The sequence below is a fragment of the Rhabdobacter roseus genome (assembly GCF_014202275.1).
Lineage (GTDB): Bacteria > Bacteroidota > Bacteroidia > Cytophagales > Spirosomataceae > Rhabdobacter > Rhabdobacter roseus.
Window position 1 is genome coordinate 711,836 of record NZ_JACHGF010000002.1, and the last position, 14,984, is coordinate 726,819.

A 14,984-nucleotide genomic window follows, 5' to 3' on the forward strand; every position below is an offset into this window, starting at 1 on the left:
TGCAGGTACTTACACGTACGATAGTCTATGATCGGTGACGTTTTTCCCAGGCGGAAAGAACCCCCACTGCTCCGCATGTTTGATCGGAGCTGGCTGCTTTTCTTTCTCCTGATTTTCCAAGTACCCTTTTTGCCTTCCTTCGGGCAATGTCCTCCCGGCAACGATACCCTGGCGCTGAAAGCGACCCTGCTAACGTGCAGCGACGGCAGCGCCAAGCTCATCTTCGACGCCCAACAGCCTACTGCCTACGACAAGCACTGGATCGACTGGGGCGACGGCAGCCTCGTAGAGCTACCCAGTACCGCCCGCTTTGGCACCCACACGTATCAGAATCCGGTATCGCGTACCGTGACTTTTTGGGGTATGCACACGGCGGGTTTCTGCCGAGGTGCCAAAGCCAGCCTGACGTACCAAACGGCCAAAATCACGGAGAAGCCCGTACTGCACCAGTTCAGCATGGAAAGTGCCGCTACCGCTGAGCTATCCTTTTCGAATCCGCTGAAATTAGAGGTGGAGCTGCTGCGCCTGACGGACGGGGGTACTTTCGAGTCCACCGGGCGCACCAGCAAGCAGGAAACGGAGCAAATTCGGGTACTGGTCGACAGCCTTAAAAGTACCTGCTTTAAAGTACAAGCGACCGAAAGTTGCCTGGCTCCCCTGTACCAGTCGGAGGTACTTTGCTCCGCGCCCCTGCAGCTCACGGCCCAGCCCACGGGCAACCAGCTGAGCTGGCGCATCGCTCAGCTTCCAGCCGGAGCCAAGGTGACCCTTGAAAAAGACCGAACTGCCTGGCGGGATGTAACGAGCCTGGGTGCCCAGGCCACGGCCCTTGACGACAACCTCACTTGCGGCCGCGAGCACTGCTACCGGATCAAAATCAGCACGGCGACGGGTACTTTCATGTCTCTGGAGCGCTGCCGACATACCCCCGCCGAGCTCTGCGGGGTACTTTCGCCGCTCTACATTCCCGATGCGTTCAGCCCCAACGGCGACGGCATCAATGACGTATTACAGCTGAAAGGTGAGGTAGGGAGCGATTTCCAAATGACCATTTTCGATAAGTGGGGAACCGTAGTATTCCATACCACTACCCTATCTGCTACCTGGGACGGAACATTGAATAACGTCAGCCTGCCGCCGGGTCAGTACCCCTACGTCATCAAGCTTCAAGATAGCCGGGGAAAAGTATCCCGCCGGACCGGCGCGGTCTTACTAATGCGCTGAAGGTACCTCCTGTTTGAAAGGCCATGTACTTCTGTTCGCGTTATAAACGCGTTTGCTCGGGCGTTCGCGTTACAAACGCGAACGAGCCTAACACGCGAACGAACTTAACACGCGAACGAACCTGAACCTAAAAAAAATCGCCCCGCCAAACGTAGTGGCCGGGGCGATAAAAGGATTTCAAGAATGTACTTAAAGTACCTTAAGCGGGTACGGCGTAGAGCGCCTGGCGCTGTTGCTTCACGGTTTCGTCCTGCAAGAATTCATCGTACGTCATCAGCTTGTCGAGCATGCCTTTGGGGCCGATCTCGATGATCCGGTTGGCTACGGTATGAATGAACTGGTGGTCATGGGAATAAAAGAGTACATTGCCCGAGAAATCGATCAGCCCGTTGTTCAGCGCCGTGATCGACTCCAGGTCCAGGTGGTTGGTTGGATCATCCATGACGAGCGCATTGGCTCCCGAAAGCATCATTTTAGAAAGCATACAACGTACTTTCTCGCCTCCCGAAAGTACCGTCGCTTTTTTCAGCGACTCTTCGCCCGAGAAAAGCATCCGGCCTAAAAACCCCCGGATAAAGCTTTCGTCCTTTTCGGTAGAGTACTGGCGGAGCCAATCCACCAGGTTGAGGTCTACGTTAAAAAACTCCGAGGGCTCCTTGGGAAAGTAGGATTTGGTGATGGTCACGCCCCAGGTAAATTTTCCGGAGTCGGCCTTCTGTTCCCCCATCAAGATGTCAAAAAAGGTACTTATGGCCATGACGTTGCGTCCCACAAAAGCAATTTTGTCGCCTTTGTTCATGGTAAACGACAGGTTATTGAAAAGTACCGTCCCGTCGTCGGCGCGTTTGGAAAGACCTTCTACGGTCAGGATCTGGTCTCCTACTTCACGCTCGGGCTTGAAGGCCACGTAGGGGTACTTGCGCGAGGAAGGCTTGATGTCGTCGATCGTGAGCTTTTCCAATAATTTTTGCCGCGAGGTAGCCTGCTTGGACTTGGAGGCATTGGCACTGAAGCGCCGGATAAATTCCTCCAGCTCTTTCTTCTTATCCTCCGACTTCTTGTTGGCATCCTGCCGCTGCTTTTGGGCCAGCTGGCTAGACTCGTACCAGAACGTATAGTTGCCGGAGTAGAGTTGTACTTTGCTAAAATCAATATCGACCACGTGCGTACATACCTCGTCGAGGAAGTGGCGGTCGTGGGACACTACGATGACGGTATTCTTGAAGTCGGCCAGGAAGTTTTCCAGCCAAAGTACTGTCTCGATGTCCAGGTTGTTGGTGGGCTCATCGAGGAGCAGCACGTCCGGGCTTCCAAACAGCGCCTGAGCCAAAAGTACCTTCACCTTGTCATTGGCGTTCAGATCGCCCATGATGGTGTAGTGGTACTCTTCACTGATGCCCAGTCCGCTTAGGAGCTGAGCAGCTTCGGTTTCGGCGTCCCAGCCGTTGAGGTCCGCAAATTCGGCCTCCAGGTTGGCTGCCTTTTCGCCGTCTTCGTCGGTAAAGTCGGCTTTTTCGTAGATTGCCTCGCGCTCTTTCATGATCTTGTAGAGACGCTCGTGGCCCAGAATTACCGTATCCAGTACGGTGTAGGTGTCAAACGAATATTGATCCTGCTTCAGCACTGCCATCCGCTCGCCGGGGTTCATCTGCACCGTGCCCGTCTGCGACTCAATCTCACCCGAAAGTATTTTAAGGAAAGTGGATTTTCCCGCTCCGTTGGCACCAATGACCCCATAGCAGTTACCGGGAACAAATTTTATATTTACTTCGTCAAAAAGTACACGTTTACCGTATCGGAGGGAAACGTTCTGAACCGTAATCATCGTATCGTATTTTTGGAAAATGAAAGAAAGCGCAAATTTACAAAAAATTTAGGGCTAATAATAGCCTACTTCCACTCTAATCCAGGAAATAGATGCCGGATTATCACTACTCTACTGCCCGCATTGCCCACTCAGCTTGAAGTACCTAGAAAGGGGTACTTTGTGGGGAAGTATGCTTCAGGTACCTGTTTTAAAAACGCTAACGCCCGCAACCAATGGGGCTGCGGGCGTTAGGCATATGGTACTGTACCAGGAGGTACCTATATTTAAAATCAAGGAATGACCCGGATGGTATGGCAGCCACGCTCCACACTGATTCTTCCGGCTTGTTTTTTCAAACTAGGAGAATCGCCTTTGGCTACACTCCAGAATTCAATACCACCGGTGCGATTGCCGTAGTCGAGGTATTCGTATACCGCCACGGCCAGGTTGGAGCCGTCTTTGTCAAAGGCTACACTTTGCGGCAGGATGCCCTCAAAGGGGTAGTCTTGTACTTTGCTTAGGACGCCGTCGCCACCTACTTTAAGTAAGGTGAGGGTACTTCCGTTGCCACCCTCGGGTCCTTCCCAGGGCATGGCACTTTTGCCCGCACTGGCCGTCACGATGAGAGTACCGTCGGGGCTGATCGAAAACGCGCCGGGGTTGAGGCCCACGGGCGTCTGGCTGGCTAGCTTGTGCTCGCCCGAGCCTTCGAGGGCAAAATCAATTACCATTAGCTCCCCGTCACCCGTTGCTTTTCCTAACGCACCTTTGGTATCTACTACAAAGTAATGCTTGCCGTCGGCCGAGAACTTACCCGAAGCCGGAGACTCGCCCGCCAGCAACGGCTTGCCCACCATTTCAATATTTCTAAGCTTGCCGCCTTCACGAATAATTTTGTACAAAGCTACTTCTTTGGTTTGTTCCAGGGTAGCCGCCAGGTAGTTACCGGTGGGGTGCCAAGTCAAGTCGATGATGCGGTTGGTACTATCCAGCGTAGATGGCAGGTACAAGGCGCGCGTCGGCTTGCCCGCGTCGTCTACTTCGTAGAATACTAATTCTTTGCCGGGAGCGCTGGTAGCGATCATCAGCTCGTTTTTGTACACATCAACCGCCGTGGGGTTCTTCCCTACCGGAAACGAGAACTTCACTTTTGGAGCCGCCAGATTTACGATATCAACCACGTATAGCTTCTGACCGGCCGGAAATTCTTCCATTACGTTTTTGTACTCATTGACGGCATCTTCCGGGCGCATCCGCGCTTCTAGTACGTAGGCCAGGCCACCCGTGGTGGGCACGGCCATGCCTTTGGTGTAGGTTAGGGCCGAGTTAGGAACCGGGATTTCACCAAAGGTTTTTCCGCCCCGAACCAACGGAAATTTTATGGAGGTTAATTTGTCTTTTACGGCAGCATCACGGAGTAACTTGCCATCAGCAAATGCAGAAGCCGCCATGTCAGCGTCCGAAATAGCTACCAGGCCACGGGCATTAAAGGTAATGGGTGAAGTTTGAGCAGCCGCCGGAAGAGCTCCCATGGCTACCAAACCTGCAAACAATGCGATTTTTTTCATACTAAGGTTAGGTTTGATTTTAGATGGTACTTGATTTATTTTTCTTAATTAGCTACCCAAAAGAAGCCTTGTGGCCCATCAGACCACAAGGCTTCTTTTTTGCAATCTACTAAAAATATGGCTAAGGGCCAAAGACTAATCGTATTTCATGTCCCAGCGGTCCTTGTCCAGGACGCTTCGGCCCTGGCTCATCCAGCTGGGTAGCGGAGCGTCTTTGAGGTAGTGATCAAAGAATTGGTACATCCGTACGCTCAGGTCTTTCATGTTGGGGCGCTTCGTCAGGTTGTGGTCTTCGTCGTTATAAACGAGCATCCAGGCGGGCTTGTTCAGGCGGCGCAGCGCCGTAAAAAACTCAATACCCTGGTACCAGGGTACGGAGCCGTCGGCGTCGTTGTGCATCATCAGCAGGGGAGTCTGAACGCGGTCAGCGTAGAACAGCGGCGAGTTTTCGAGGTAGTACATGGGTTTTTCCCACAAAGTACCCCCAATGCGGCTTTGCGTTTTTTCGTATTGAAACATGCGGCTCATGCCCGTTCCCCAGCGAATGCCGCCATAGGCACTGGTCATGTTGGAAACAATGGCCCCGGCCATCGCGGCCCGAAACAGGTTGGTCTGGGTTATGAGGTAGGCTGTTTGGTACCCACCCCAGCTTTGGCCCTGAATCCCGATGCGCGCTTGATCCACGTACCCTTTCCGGACCAGATCCAGCACGCCCGTCACGATGCAGTCGTAGGCATTTTTGCCGGGGGTACCTCCTCCGTACACAATGTCGGGCACAAACACCAGGTACCCATTGGAAACGCAATACGGAATATTGATCGTAGAGCGGCTGGGCGCGGGCGTGCGGGGTAGATGCAGCGTTTCGGCATTGCGCTCGTAGTAATAGACCAGCATGGGGTACTTTTGCGTGGGATCGAAGCCTTCGGGCTTGAACAGCAAGCCTTCCAGGCGCACTCCCTGGGCGTTCATCCAGGAAACCAACTCCACGTTGCCCCAGCGGATGCTGTCCATTTGGGCACTCAGGTTCGTCAGCTTTTGGGGAGTCTTCCAGGCTTGGTCGGTACTGTAATAAAGCTCGTTGGCCTGCGTATAATTGCCTTTTTGAAAAATATAGGCTTCGGCTTTTTCGGCTTTCGAAAGTGCGCGCGCCGAGTAGTAGGCGGCTTCTTTTACCAGCACCACGGGTACTTTGCCGCGTGCCGCCCCGGTCAAGCGTAGCAGCCCCGACTCTTTGTCTCTCTCCCAATGCCCGGTGAGGAGCAGCTCTTTTTCAGGGTGAATAAACGGATCTTCCTCGTCGAGCTCCACGTAGCGGAGGGCTACTTTTTCCTGACGGCCGTAGCCTTGCGTCACTACCAGGGGTTTTTCTTTGCCGGTAGGGTCTAGCTGCCAAATGTCGTAGCGATCGTACACCCAGAAATACCGGTCGTCGGCCGTCCAGCCCGCGGAGCCGTAGGCATTGGCGTAGTCGGGTGTGTCGTGTTCTTCGTTGTGGAAAGCCACGGGCAGCCCCTTGGTCAGCTCCACAATCCGGGTACCTTTGATATCATACGCCCTCCAGGCGGTGTCTCGCTCGTCAAACCAGGTAACGTACTTGCCACCCGGCGACATTTCCGCCCGGCCCACGACGTCCCGTGCGATCGGTGTTTTAGCCCCGGTAGTAGCATTGATGAGGTAAAAATCACTATGCCCCAGCTCCCACGAGCTCATGCGCTGGTAGTCCTGGTCGTTGGTACCCAGCAGCTGGGCGTGGTTGGCTTTGTAGTTGGGAGACACGTAAGGTACCTCCTCCCCGCCCAGCAGCACTTTCTTTTGGGTAGCAATGTCGTAGAGAGCCAGGTAGTTGCGTTCACGCTCGTTTTTCTTTTGCTTGTCCTGCATGGGTTGCAGCTTACGGTCGGTCCAGCTCCAGACGTCCAGCCGGGGTAGTTCGTCGTCCAGCCGGGTGGTGTCTTTGAGCGAAAGCGCTGCCAAAGGCGAGGTACCAAAGTACAGCCGTCGGCCGTCGTCCGAGAAGCGGGGCGTGCGGTACTCCGACACCGACCAGCCCTGCGGATACAGCGCTGTGGTGGTAGTGTCGGCCACCAGGCGGTTGTCTTTGTCTTTGATTTTTCGGTAGTAGAGCGCAAATTTCTTCACCTCCGCTTTGGTACTATCGGCCGAGGCCATCCACACCGCCTGCTCTCCTTTTTTGTCCAGCCCCAGGTTGAGGTACTGCTGGATGCGCGAGCTGGTGTCCAATTGCATGGTTTTCTGGCTGCTGGTCTCGAAGGCAAATACCCCCCGCACTTCCGACGAATCGTGCAGCGCCTCCCGCGACAGCAGCACCAAAGTACCTTCGTCGGCCATTTTGTAGTTATTCACGTAGCTGATCGTCACACTCGTGCCCTCTTTGAGGTTGAGTAAGGTCAGCCGATCGCCTTTGGGCTGTTTCTTGCCTTTAGGTACTTTGGGGGTAGTCCGGGTCGAGTCTTTCGCGGCCGGTGTAGAAGCCTTGGCATCCGTCAGAATGGCCAGCCAATCGCCTTTCTCTTTGGGAAGACCAAAGGATTTTACCTGCGCAAAGTACTTACGGGTATTGTTTTCGAGTTGAATCACCACCAGGCTGTCTTTTGGCATCTGTTCGGCCTTCAGCTTTTTCTTTTTAGCCGCGCGTACCGCTTCCAGCGGGGGTTTTATTTTGGCCACGACGTAGGCACCATCCGCCGAAAAAGTTGCTGCGTACCCTCGGTTCAGCGTAAGTTTTCGGTTTGTGGCAGGTGCTTCGATCACCAGCGTGCCATCTCCTTCCTGCGGATTTATTTCATAAAGTACCCACTTCCCATCCCGGGAAATATGGGTACTTTGTACCGTCTTCCAGCCGTCGTAATCATCGTGGGTGAGGGGCCTTTTGCCGGGGATCTGGGCGTTGGATAAAAAAGGGAATAATAAAAAAGGAAGTAGGTAAGCTATTCTCATCGGTTTGTATTTAGTGGGTACTGACGATAAAAATAAAAAAACCTCGGCAGCTTTCGCTACCGAGGCATTGATTTCTTTGGTAAAGCTGTAACTAAGCAGCCAGTGCGCCAACAAATTTGGCCAGTTTGGATTTCTGATTAGCCGCCTTATTCTTATGAATAACGTTTTTCTTAGCTAAACGATCCAACATGGACGATACCGTTTTGTACAATACCGTAGCTTCCGCTTTATCGTGCGATCCACGCAATTTCTTGATATACGAACGGGTCGTTTTGTGTTGGTAACGATTACGCAAACGCTTCGTTTCGTTGGCACGGATTCTTTTTAATGCAGACTTATGATTTGCCATTTTTATAAAATAATGTTTTTCTTTTCCTGAAAAGGTCTGCAAAGCTATAAAAAGCCCGTCAATATGCCAAATATTGCTATAAATTAATTAACTAGAAAGGCCTAACTTTTGGCCGGAGGGCGCTGAATATCGGCCGAAAGGTACTCCCGCAACCGCAACTCCAGCTCCGACGGCGGAATATTGCTGTAGAGCTCGCCCTCAACGGACAACGAAATCCGACCCGTTTGCTCGGAGATTACGATCACGGCGGCGTCGGTGGCTTCGCTCATGCCAATGGCGGCCCGGTGCCGAAAGCCCAGATCGGACGGAACGTCGATGCCGTCGGCCACGGGAAGTACGCAACGCGCGGCCTGTACCCGCCCATCCATCACAATCACCGCTCCATCGTGGAGCGCACTGTATTGGTTGAAGAGGGAGGTGATCAGGGGTTTCGAGACCTTGGCGTCCAGAATTTCACCCGTCTGTACGTACTTTTCCAGGTTATCTTTTTTTTCCAGCACAATGAGCGCCCCGTTGAAGTCAGAAGCGATTCCCCGGCAGGCATCCACCACAATCCGAAGCGTTTCTTCTTTTATTTTGGCCGAAGGCTGCCCAAACCACTTATCCAGAAAACGGTTGTTGGTGAAGACAGTGGACTTACCAATAATAAGCAGGAAGCGGCGGATCTCCTGCTGAAAAATGACGATGAGCGCTACGGCCCCGACCCCCATAAAGTACTGCAAAATGGACGTCACGAGCTCCAGACCCAGCCCTTTTACCAGCAGATAGAATATGTACACCAGCAAGTACCCCAGAAAAACCCGGCTGGCAATGCTGCCCCGAACCAGGTAGTAGATTTGATAAAGTAGAATGGATACGAGCAGTGCATCCAGGATGTCTGTCCAATGGACCGTCAAGAAACCAATGCGCATAAAAAGCCAGGGTGAAATTCGGGGCTAAATTACCAATTTTCTAATCCACTCCCATCGTAGCCCGCCATAGTTTAATCGCCTCCACGGCCGGACGCACATCGTGTACCCGCAAAATGGAAGCGCCCGCCTGTAGCGCGAGGGTATTCAGGACGGTGGTACCATTCAGCGCTTCGTCGGGCGTGATGCCCAGCGTCCGCCAGATGGTGGTCTTCCGCGAGATCCCCACCAGCAAAGGACAGCCCAGCGACTGAAAAGCCGCGAGGTTTCGGACTAGCTCAAAATTTTGAGGGATGGTTTTGGCAAAGCCGAAGCCGGGGTCAATCAGGACGTCGGCCACGCCACGCTGGCGCAGCTGGATTAGCTTCTGCCGTAGCTCCCGCATCACGTCAGGTACCAGGTGGTCGTAGTGCGTAAGTTGAGCCATGGTTTGGGGGGTACCTCGCATGTGCATGAGGACGTAGGGTACCTTCAGGCGGGCCACGGTGTCGAGCATGGCTTCGTCCAAAGTACCTCCCGACACGTCGTTGATCAGGTGCGCGCCCCGCTCCACCGCCCACCGGGCCACCTCCGCCCGAAAAGTATCGACCGAAATCAGCGCTTCGGGAAAGTACCTACGAATGGCCTCGACTACCGGCTCCACGCGCTCCCACTCTTCTTCCAAGCCAACGGGTACTGCCCCCGGCCGCGTAGAGTACCCGCCCACATCCAGCATCGTGGCTCCTTCGGCCAGCATCTGACCTACTTTCTGAATGACTTCGTCGGTACGGGCGGCTACCCGGCTCCCGGCGTAAAAGGAATCAGGCGTGACGTTGACGATCCCCATCACCCGGGGTATCGAAAGGTCCAGGAGTTGTCCCCCCAGGTTGAGTGTTTTTTTACTATCTTGCGGCACTTTTAATTGCATGGCAGCTCGCTGAGCTTTTATTTAGAAGGTGAAAAGAAAAGGTCTTGCCGAATGGACCACAACCCGTACCACATTGACTACCGTGAAACCAACCGAAGCGGAATATCAGGAGATCATCCGACATTGCCAAGCGCTCTTTGAAAAGAAAAACCAGGACTACGGTACTTCGTGGCGTATCCTGCGCCTGCCGTCCATCACGGACCAGGTCTTTATTAAAGCGCAGCGCATCCGGACTATCCAGGAAAAAGGCGTCCAAAAAGTAAGCGACGAGGTGTCTACGGAGTTTGTGGGCATCATCAACTACTGCGTGATGGCGCTCATCCAAATTTCGCTCGAAGGCCAGTCTGACGCGTCGTCGGCCTCGCTAAGTGCCCTTTACGAGCAGCAGATCCAGGACGTGATGCAGCTGCTCTTTGCCAAAAACCACGATTACGGCGAAGCCTGGCGCGATATGCGCGTGAGCTCCATGACGGACATCATCCTGATGAAACTCCTGCGTATCAAGCAAATTGAAGACAATCAGGGCCAGACCTTGGTTTCTGAAGGGGTGAAGGCGGGCTACCAGGACATCATCAACTACGCCGTTTTTTGTCTTATAAAATCCAATGCCCTCGCTACCAACGATTGATAAAACACCGGGCCGTTTTAAAGGCGCTCGTGTTTCAGCAACCTATCCTCATACACTATGAAAATTTTCGCTCAATTCGCCCGATTCATCGTGGGTGTGCTCTTCATCTTTTCGGGCCTCATTAAGCTTAACGACCCCGTAGGTACCCAGATCAAGCTGGAAGAGTACTTTGAAGTCTTTGCCACGGATCTTCCCGCCTTGCACGATTTGTTCGTGGCGCTTATTCCCTACGCGCTGTACCTATCGGTGTTTTTATGTACCGCTGAGGTAGTTCTGGGCGTAGCGCTCCTGGTGCGCTACAAGCCCAAAGCTACTTCCTGGCTTCTGCTGGCCATTATTCTTTTCTTTACCTTCCTTACTTTCTACTCCGCTTACTTTAATAAAGTAACCGACTGTGGCTGTTTTGGCGATGCCATCAAGCTCAAGCCCTGGACCTCGTTTGGAAAAGATGTTTTCCTGCTGGTACTTATTATATTCATTATTTACCGCCGCCGCGATTTCCGCTCGCTACCCACCGGCATGGTGGTGGCCGTGGCTACCGTGCTGTCGCTGGGCATTGCTTTTTACGCCATCCGTCACCTCCCCATCCTGGACCTGCTGCCTTACCGGGTAGGTGCGAACATTCCGCAGCAAATGCAGCCCTCGGAGCCGATCCGGTACCAGTATGTGTTTGAGAAAGACGGCAAAACCCAAAAGTACGAGCAGTACCCCTCCGACACCACCCTGGTTTTTAAGGAAATGGTGGTACTCAATGAAGACGCCAAACCCAAGATCACCGACTACCGCGCCTGGAACGACGAGGGCGATTTTACGCAGGAAAGCTTTCAGGGAAAAAAATTGATTTTGATTATTAAGAACCTCAAAGACCTAAATACCGCCGCTTTTCCGGCTATTCGGAAGCTGGTGGATGAGCTCAAAACCCAGGGCGTGGAGCCGCTGATCTTTACCTCGGTATCCAGTACCCAGATCGAACAGTTACGTCGGGAGCAGCAGCTCAATATTCCCTACTACTACGCCGACGCTACCGTCCTCAAAACCATTTCGCGCTCCAATCCTGGGCTGTGGCTTTTGCAGGAAGGTAGCGTGCGGGGTAAGTGGCACTACAACGACACCCCCACCGCCGAAGAGGTACTTACACTCCTCCAAAGGTAGTTTACCGTGGCTATGAAGAATATCTTTCTGGTAGGAATGCCTTCTTCGGGGAAATCGACGCTGGGAAAAAAGCTCGCCCGAAGACTGGGGTACCGCTTCGTGGACCTGGATGAGTACATCGTGCGCGACCAAAAACGCAGCATTACGGATATCTTCAGCCAGGATGGAGAAGGGTACTTTCGCGAAGTAGAGAGCCGGGTACTTAAGACCATCGTGCCCAACCGCGCCCTGGTCGTAGCGACGGGCGGCGGTGCGCCCTGTTTCTTCGACAACATGGATTATATCAAGGCTTCCGGATTGAGCGTTTTTTTGGATGTGCCTCCGGCGGCCCTGGCCCGGCGTATTCAAAGCCACGGCCAGGACGACCGCCCGCTGCTGTCGGGAGCCACGGCGCTGGAAAAAGAACTGACCCGCAAGTACCTACTCCGGCGTCCTTACTACTCCAGGGCTGACCTCATTCTGAGCGGCGAAATGAACGTAGAGCAGTTGGTAGAGCAACTCAAACCGCTGCTTTAAAGTGCGAAGGAGCAGGTACCTGGTACCTGCTCCTTCGTGGATAACCTCCATTTTTTCTTTCCTTAAAAGAAAGTACCCACCGTAATCATGGCATTCACCATCCGGTTCTGGATCGAGGCCGAGGCGTAGTCGCCTGGGTTGTTGAGCACGTAGGGCGTAAAAGCGGATTTGAAGGTATTGTAGGTACCCGTTAAATCGGCAAAAAAGCGCTCACCCCGGACTCCTACCCCCGCCGAATACAGTAATTTGCTCCGGTTGATGCCATCCAGCCGCTCCTGGTACGGATCGCCCAGAAAGGCTAGCCCGGCCCGCGCCCGAAACAAGCCCGAGCGGAATTCGCCCCCTAGCCGCAGGTTGACGGTATTTTTAAAGGTATTCTGGATTTCGCGCCGGGTGTCGTTCCGGAAGGAGGTGTTATCCGACGCACTCAGCATTGTAGTCCGCACATTCATGCCCTGGTACCCTACGTACTCCACCGAGCCGGTAAGAAAACCGTTGGTACCCAGAAAGTAGGTAGCCCCACCCGAAGCCCGAAGCGGGCTGGTAATGCGGTAGTCAAAATCATTGGGTATCATCAGGATGCGCGTTACGTCCGGCACAAACACCTGGTTATTGCCCGTTGGAATTCCGATCACGTCCGCACTAACTTCTTCGTAGAAAGTCTCGCGGATGGAAGAAAACGTAGGCGAGGTAATGGAGGCCCCCAACTGCAAATCCGGCGATGCTTTGTAGATCAGACCCAAAGTACCATTGAAGCCGTTACCCCGGACATTCAAATCCTCAATGTGGGTAGATCCCCGGAATACAGTACCGTTAACAAACCGATCTTCCAAAGTATTGGTGTAATTGTAATTAATGCGGTTGAATCCAAGCGACAAGCCTACGTAGAGCCGATCGTCGTAATTGCCCGCGTAGGCAAAGGTCCACTGGGTATTTGCGCCCGTCGATTCAAAAGTACCCATTTGGTCCGTAGGTCTATCGCGATCGTACCGGAAATAGGGTGGCCCTAGTGCCGTCGAAGGGTTGATCATGTACAACTGGTAGTAGGCTCCCTCGGTGGTAAAGGCTTCCTGGGTATTGGGATCATAGTCCAGATCCAGTTGCTCAGCGGAAATGTTTCGGTTATTGGCCCGTTCCACGGCATAATCGGCATAGGCACTTCGGTTGTTTCTCCCCGAATAAGAAAACACATTCTGAAACGATTGCTGGCGGGAGAACGAAATACCAATGGAGGTACGTTTCCACTTACGGTATTGGCTCTGAGCGCTACCAGCAATGACCAGCGAAGCATGGGCCAGGTTGGGGGTCGTCTTGCCGTCGGTCGTGAGGCGATCGATGTAGGTACTTTGGGTATTGATGTTGGTGAAGGCCGGGCTTAGGCTCAGCTCGGAGCGGTTATAAAATCCCAGCCCGGCCGGGTTGCCGTTGATCGAGCTGGCGTCGCCGCCCAGGGCGGTATGGTTTCCTCCTACGGCTTGAAAACGAGCGGTCCCCGTTTGATTAATCTCCGAAAAGCGTAAGGCGTCGTAGGCATATTGTCCGCTGGCGGGCAGGGATAGCAAGGCCACGGACGCCACGCCTATCCATTGGGTTATATTATTTTTCATGGATGTTTATAAGGTAGGCTAGTTGTAAATGAATGTGTCTATTAAACGAAAGGCCCCGCAAAATAGACATTTTACGGGGCCAATTGTTTTATGGAATACACTCAAATTTTCAAAAATCTAGGATCAACGAGGTCCGCGTGAGCTAGGAGCACTTGGCCGACTCGCCGGAGCGGGGCTGCTGCTACCACGGCTAGGCGCGCTGTAGGATGGCGTGCTCGTCCGCCCGCTGTTGCTATTGTTGTTATTGTACGATGGGGTGCTGTTGTTGCTATTGCCCCACGATGACCGCGACTGCGAAGGTGCCTGGTAGGTTTGGTTGCTACGGCTGCCCGAGTTAGTCGAGTTGGTCTCGCTGTACGTACGCGTGGCCCGGTTGGAACTACCCGTTGAGTAGCTGGAACTGCTGTTAGCCCGAGGACGAGCGTAGTAGTAGTTGCCCTGCGAGGAAGTACCCTGTACAGATTCAGCGCTCGTCCGGCCCGAGCTGCTGCGGTCACTGCTGTAGTAAGTTCCGCTGCTGTTGGCTCTTGGGCGGGCGTAGTAGGCGTCATTGCTGGTAGTACCTCGGCCTGCCGACTCATAGTTGGCTCTACCCGGCGAGTTGCTAGCTGTACCACGGGCATTGTTCACGAAGCCGTTGTTGTAGGTCTGGTTGCTACGAACAGCCGAGCCCCGGCTGGTACCCGCGTTAGTGCCCCGGGGGCCGTAGGTGCGGTTGTGGAGGTTACTTCCCTCGTAGTTGTTCACTACTAAGATCGGACGGTTGAAGCCCCAGGGGCTGTAGCCGTACATGCCGCCCCAGCCGCCCATTCCCATACCATACATTCCACCCATGCCGTACATGCCTCCCATTCCTCCAAAGCCAAAGGGACTGAAAAAAGGATCGTAGAAGCCCATTCCCATACCGCCGAAGCCCATACCACCCATGAAGGGGTCGTAGAAGCCATTGAAGCCCCAGGGAGAATACGCGAAGGAGTTAAAACCCCAGCCCATCCCCATGAACGGGCTAAAGCCCATGCGCATGGAACGGTTAATTCCCATTTGGAAGCCCATGTTGAATGCACCGGTAGTAGCTCCGGGCCAAAATGAACCCATTCGCATGGAGTTCATGAAGAAAGGATCAAAGGCCGCATTACGGCCGGCAAAGTACCCTTCCTGAAAACCGGCGTTGTAGCCGGGTTGGTCAGAAATGTTCCGACGAACATTGCGGGCCGATAGATATGTTTCGTCGTAGTAGTCCGCGTTGGAGCCTTCCATTTCCATCCCGTCGATCGGGGCATAATCAGGATTGCTATACCGGTTTATTTCCTGGGTGGACCTTGTCCTCGCGGCTACTTCAACGCTAGTAGGATTTCCGTAA

Annotated in this window: 12 protein-coding genes; 4 read left to right on the forward strand and 8 right to left on the reverse strand. The window is 53.6% G+C overall.

The window, feature by feature from the left end; genetic code table 11:
• Positions 1-75 precede the first annotated feature (75 nt).
• Positions 76-1,224, forward strand: a complete 1,149-nt coding sequence (locus tag HNQ92_RS08105) for a T9SS type B sorting domain-containing protein (protein WP_184172974.1) — start codon at positions 76-78, stop codon at positions 1,222-1,224.
• 199 nt (positions 1,225-1,423) lie between these two features.
• On the opposite strand, the gene HNQ92_RS08110 is transcribed toward HNQ92_RS08105, so the two are convergent.
• The 6 genes from HNQ92_RS08110 to folP all read right to left on the reverse strand — a co-directional run bounded on the left by HNQ92_RS08110 (position 1,424) and on the right by folP (position 9,709).
• The gene (locus HNQ92_RS08110; protein WP_184172976.1) at positions 1,424-3,049 is read right to left on the reverse strand and encodes an ABC-F family ATP-binding cassette domain-containing protein; all 1,626 of its coding nucleotides are present in this window, start codon (positions 3,047-3,049) and stop codon (positions 1,424-1,426) included.
• A 272-nt stretch (positions 3,050-3,321) separates the two neighbouring features.
• Entirely contained in the window at positions 3,322-4,599 is a 1,278-nt protein-coding gene (locus tag HNQ92_RS08115; RefSeq protein ID WP_184172978.1) for a lactonase family protein, read from the reverse strand.
• Positions 4,600-4,734: 135 nt separating this feature from the next.
• Positions 4,735-7,557 (reverse strand): S9 family peptidase, encoded by a 2,823-nt coding sequence (locus HNQ92_RS08120; protein ID WP_184172980.1) that lies wholly within the window; start codon positions 7,555-7,557, stop codon positions 4,735-4,737.
• Positions 7,558-7,648: 91 nt separating this feature from the next.
• Complete coding sequence (rpsT, locus tag HNQ92_RS08125) at positions 7,649-7,906, reverse strand: 30S ribosomal protein S20 (RefSeq protein WP_184173767.1); 258 nt, start codon at positions 7,904-7,906, stop codon at positions 7,649-7,651.
• Positions 7,907-8,007: 101 nt separating this feature from the next.
• On the reverse strand, positions 8,008-8,817 hold the full coding sequence (gene cdaA / locus HNQ92_RS08130) for a diadenylate cyclase CdaA (protein WP_184172982.1): 810 nt from the start codon (positions 8,815-8,817) through the stop codon (positions 8,008-8,010).
• Positions 8,818-8,857: 40 nt separating this feature from the next.
• Positions 8,858-9,709 (reverse strand): dihydropteroate synthase, encoded by an 852-nt coding sequence (folP, locus tag HNQ92_RS08135; RefSeq protein WP_184173769.1) that lies wholly within the window; start codon positions 9,707-9,709, stop codon positions 8,858-8,860.
• Between the two features lie 94 nt (positions 9,710-9,803).
• Between folP and HNQ92_RS08140 the strand changes: the two genes are divergently transcribed.
• The 3 genes from HNQ92_RS08140 to HNQ92_RS08150 are packed head-to-tail and all read left to right on the forward strand — an operon-like array spanning position 9,804 to position 12,017.
• Positions 9,804-10,349 carry a nucleotide modification associated domain-containing protein gene (locus HNQ92_RS08140; protein WP_184172984.1) on the forward strand — a complete coding sequence of 182 codons (546 nt, stop codon included), beginning with the start codon at positions 9,804-9,806 and terminating at the stop codon, positions 10,347-10,349.
• Between the two features lie 57 nt (positions 10,350-10,406).
• Positions 10,407-11,501, forward strand: coding sequence for a BT_3928 family protein (locus HNQ92_RS08145; RefSeq protein ID WP_184172986.1), 1,095 nt, complete (start codon positions 10,407-10,409; stop codon positions 11,499-11,501).
• A gap of 12 nt (positions 11,502-11,513) precedes the next feature.
• Complete coding sequence (locus tag HNQ92_RS08150) at positions 11,514-12,017, forward strand: shikimate kinase (RefSeq protein ID WP_184172988.1); 504 nt, start codon at positions 11,514-11,516, stop codon at positions 12,015-12,017.
• 62 nt (positions 12,018-12,079) lie between these two features.
• On the opposite strand, the gene HNQ92_RS08155 is transcribed toward HNQ92_RS08150, so the two are convergent.
• Positions 12,080-13,624 (reverse strand): hypothetical protein, encoded by a 1,545-nt coding sequence (locus tag HNQ92_RS08155; protein WP_184172990.1) that lies wholly within the window; start codon positions 13,622-13,624, stop codon positions 12,080-12,082.
• A 123-nt stretch (positions 13,625-13,747) separates the two neighbouring features.
• Complete coding sequence (locus tag HNQ92_RS08160) at positions 13,748-14,881, reverse strand: hypothetical protein (protein WP_184172992.1); 1,134 nt, start codon at positions 14,879-14,881, stop codon at positions 13,748-13,750.
• Positions 14,882-14,984 lie beyond the last annotated feature (103 nt).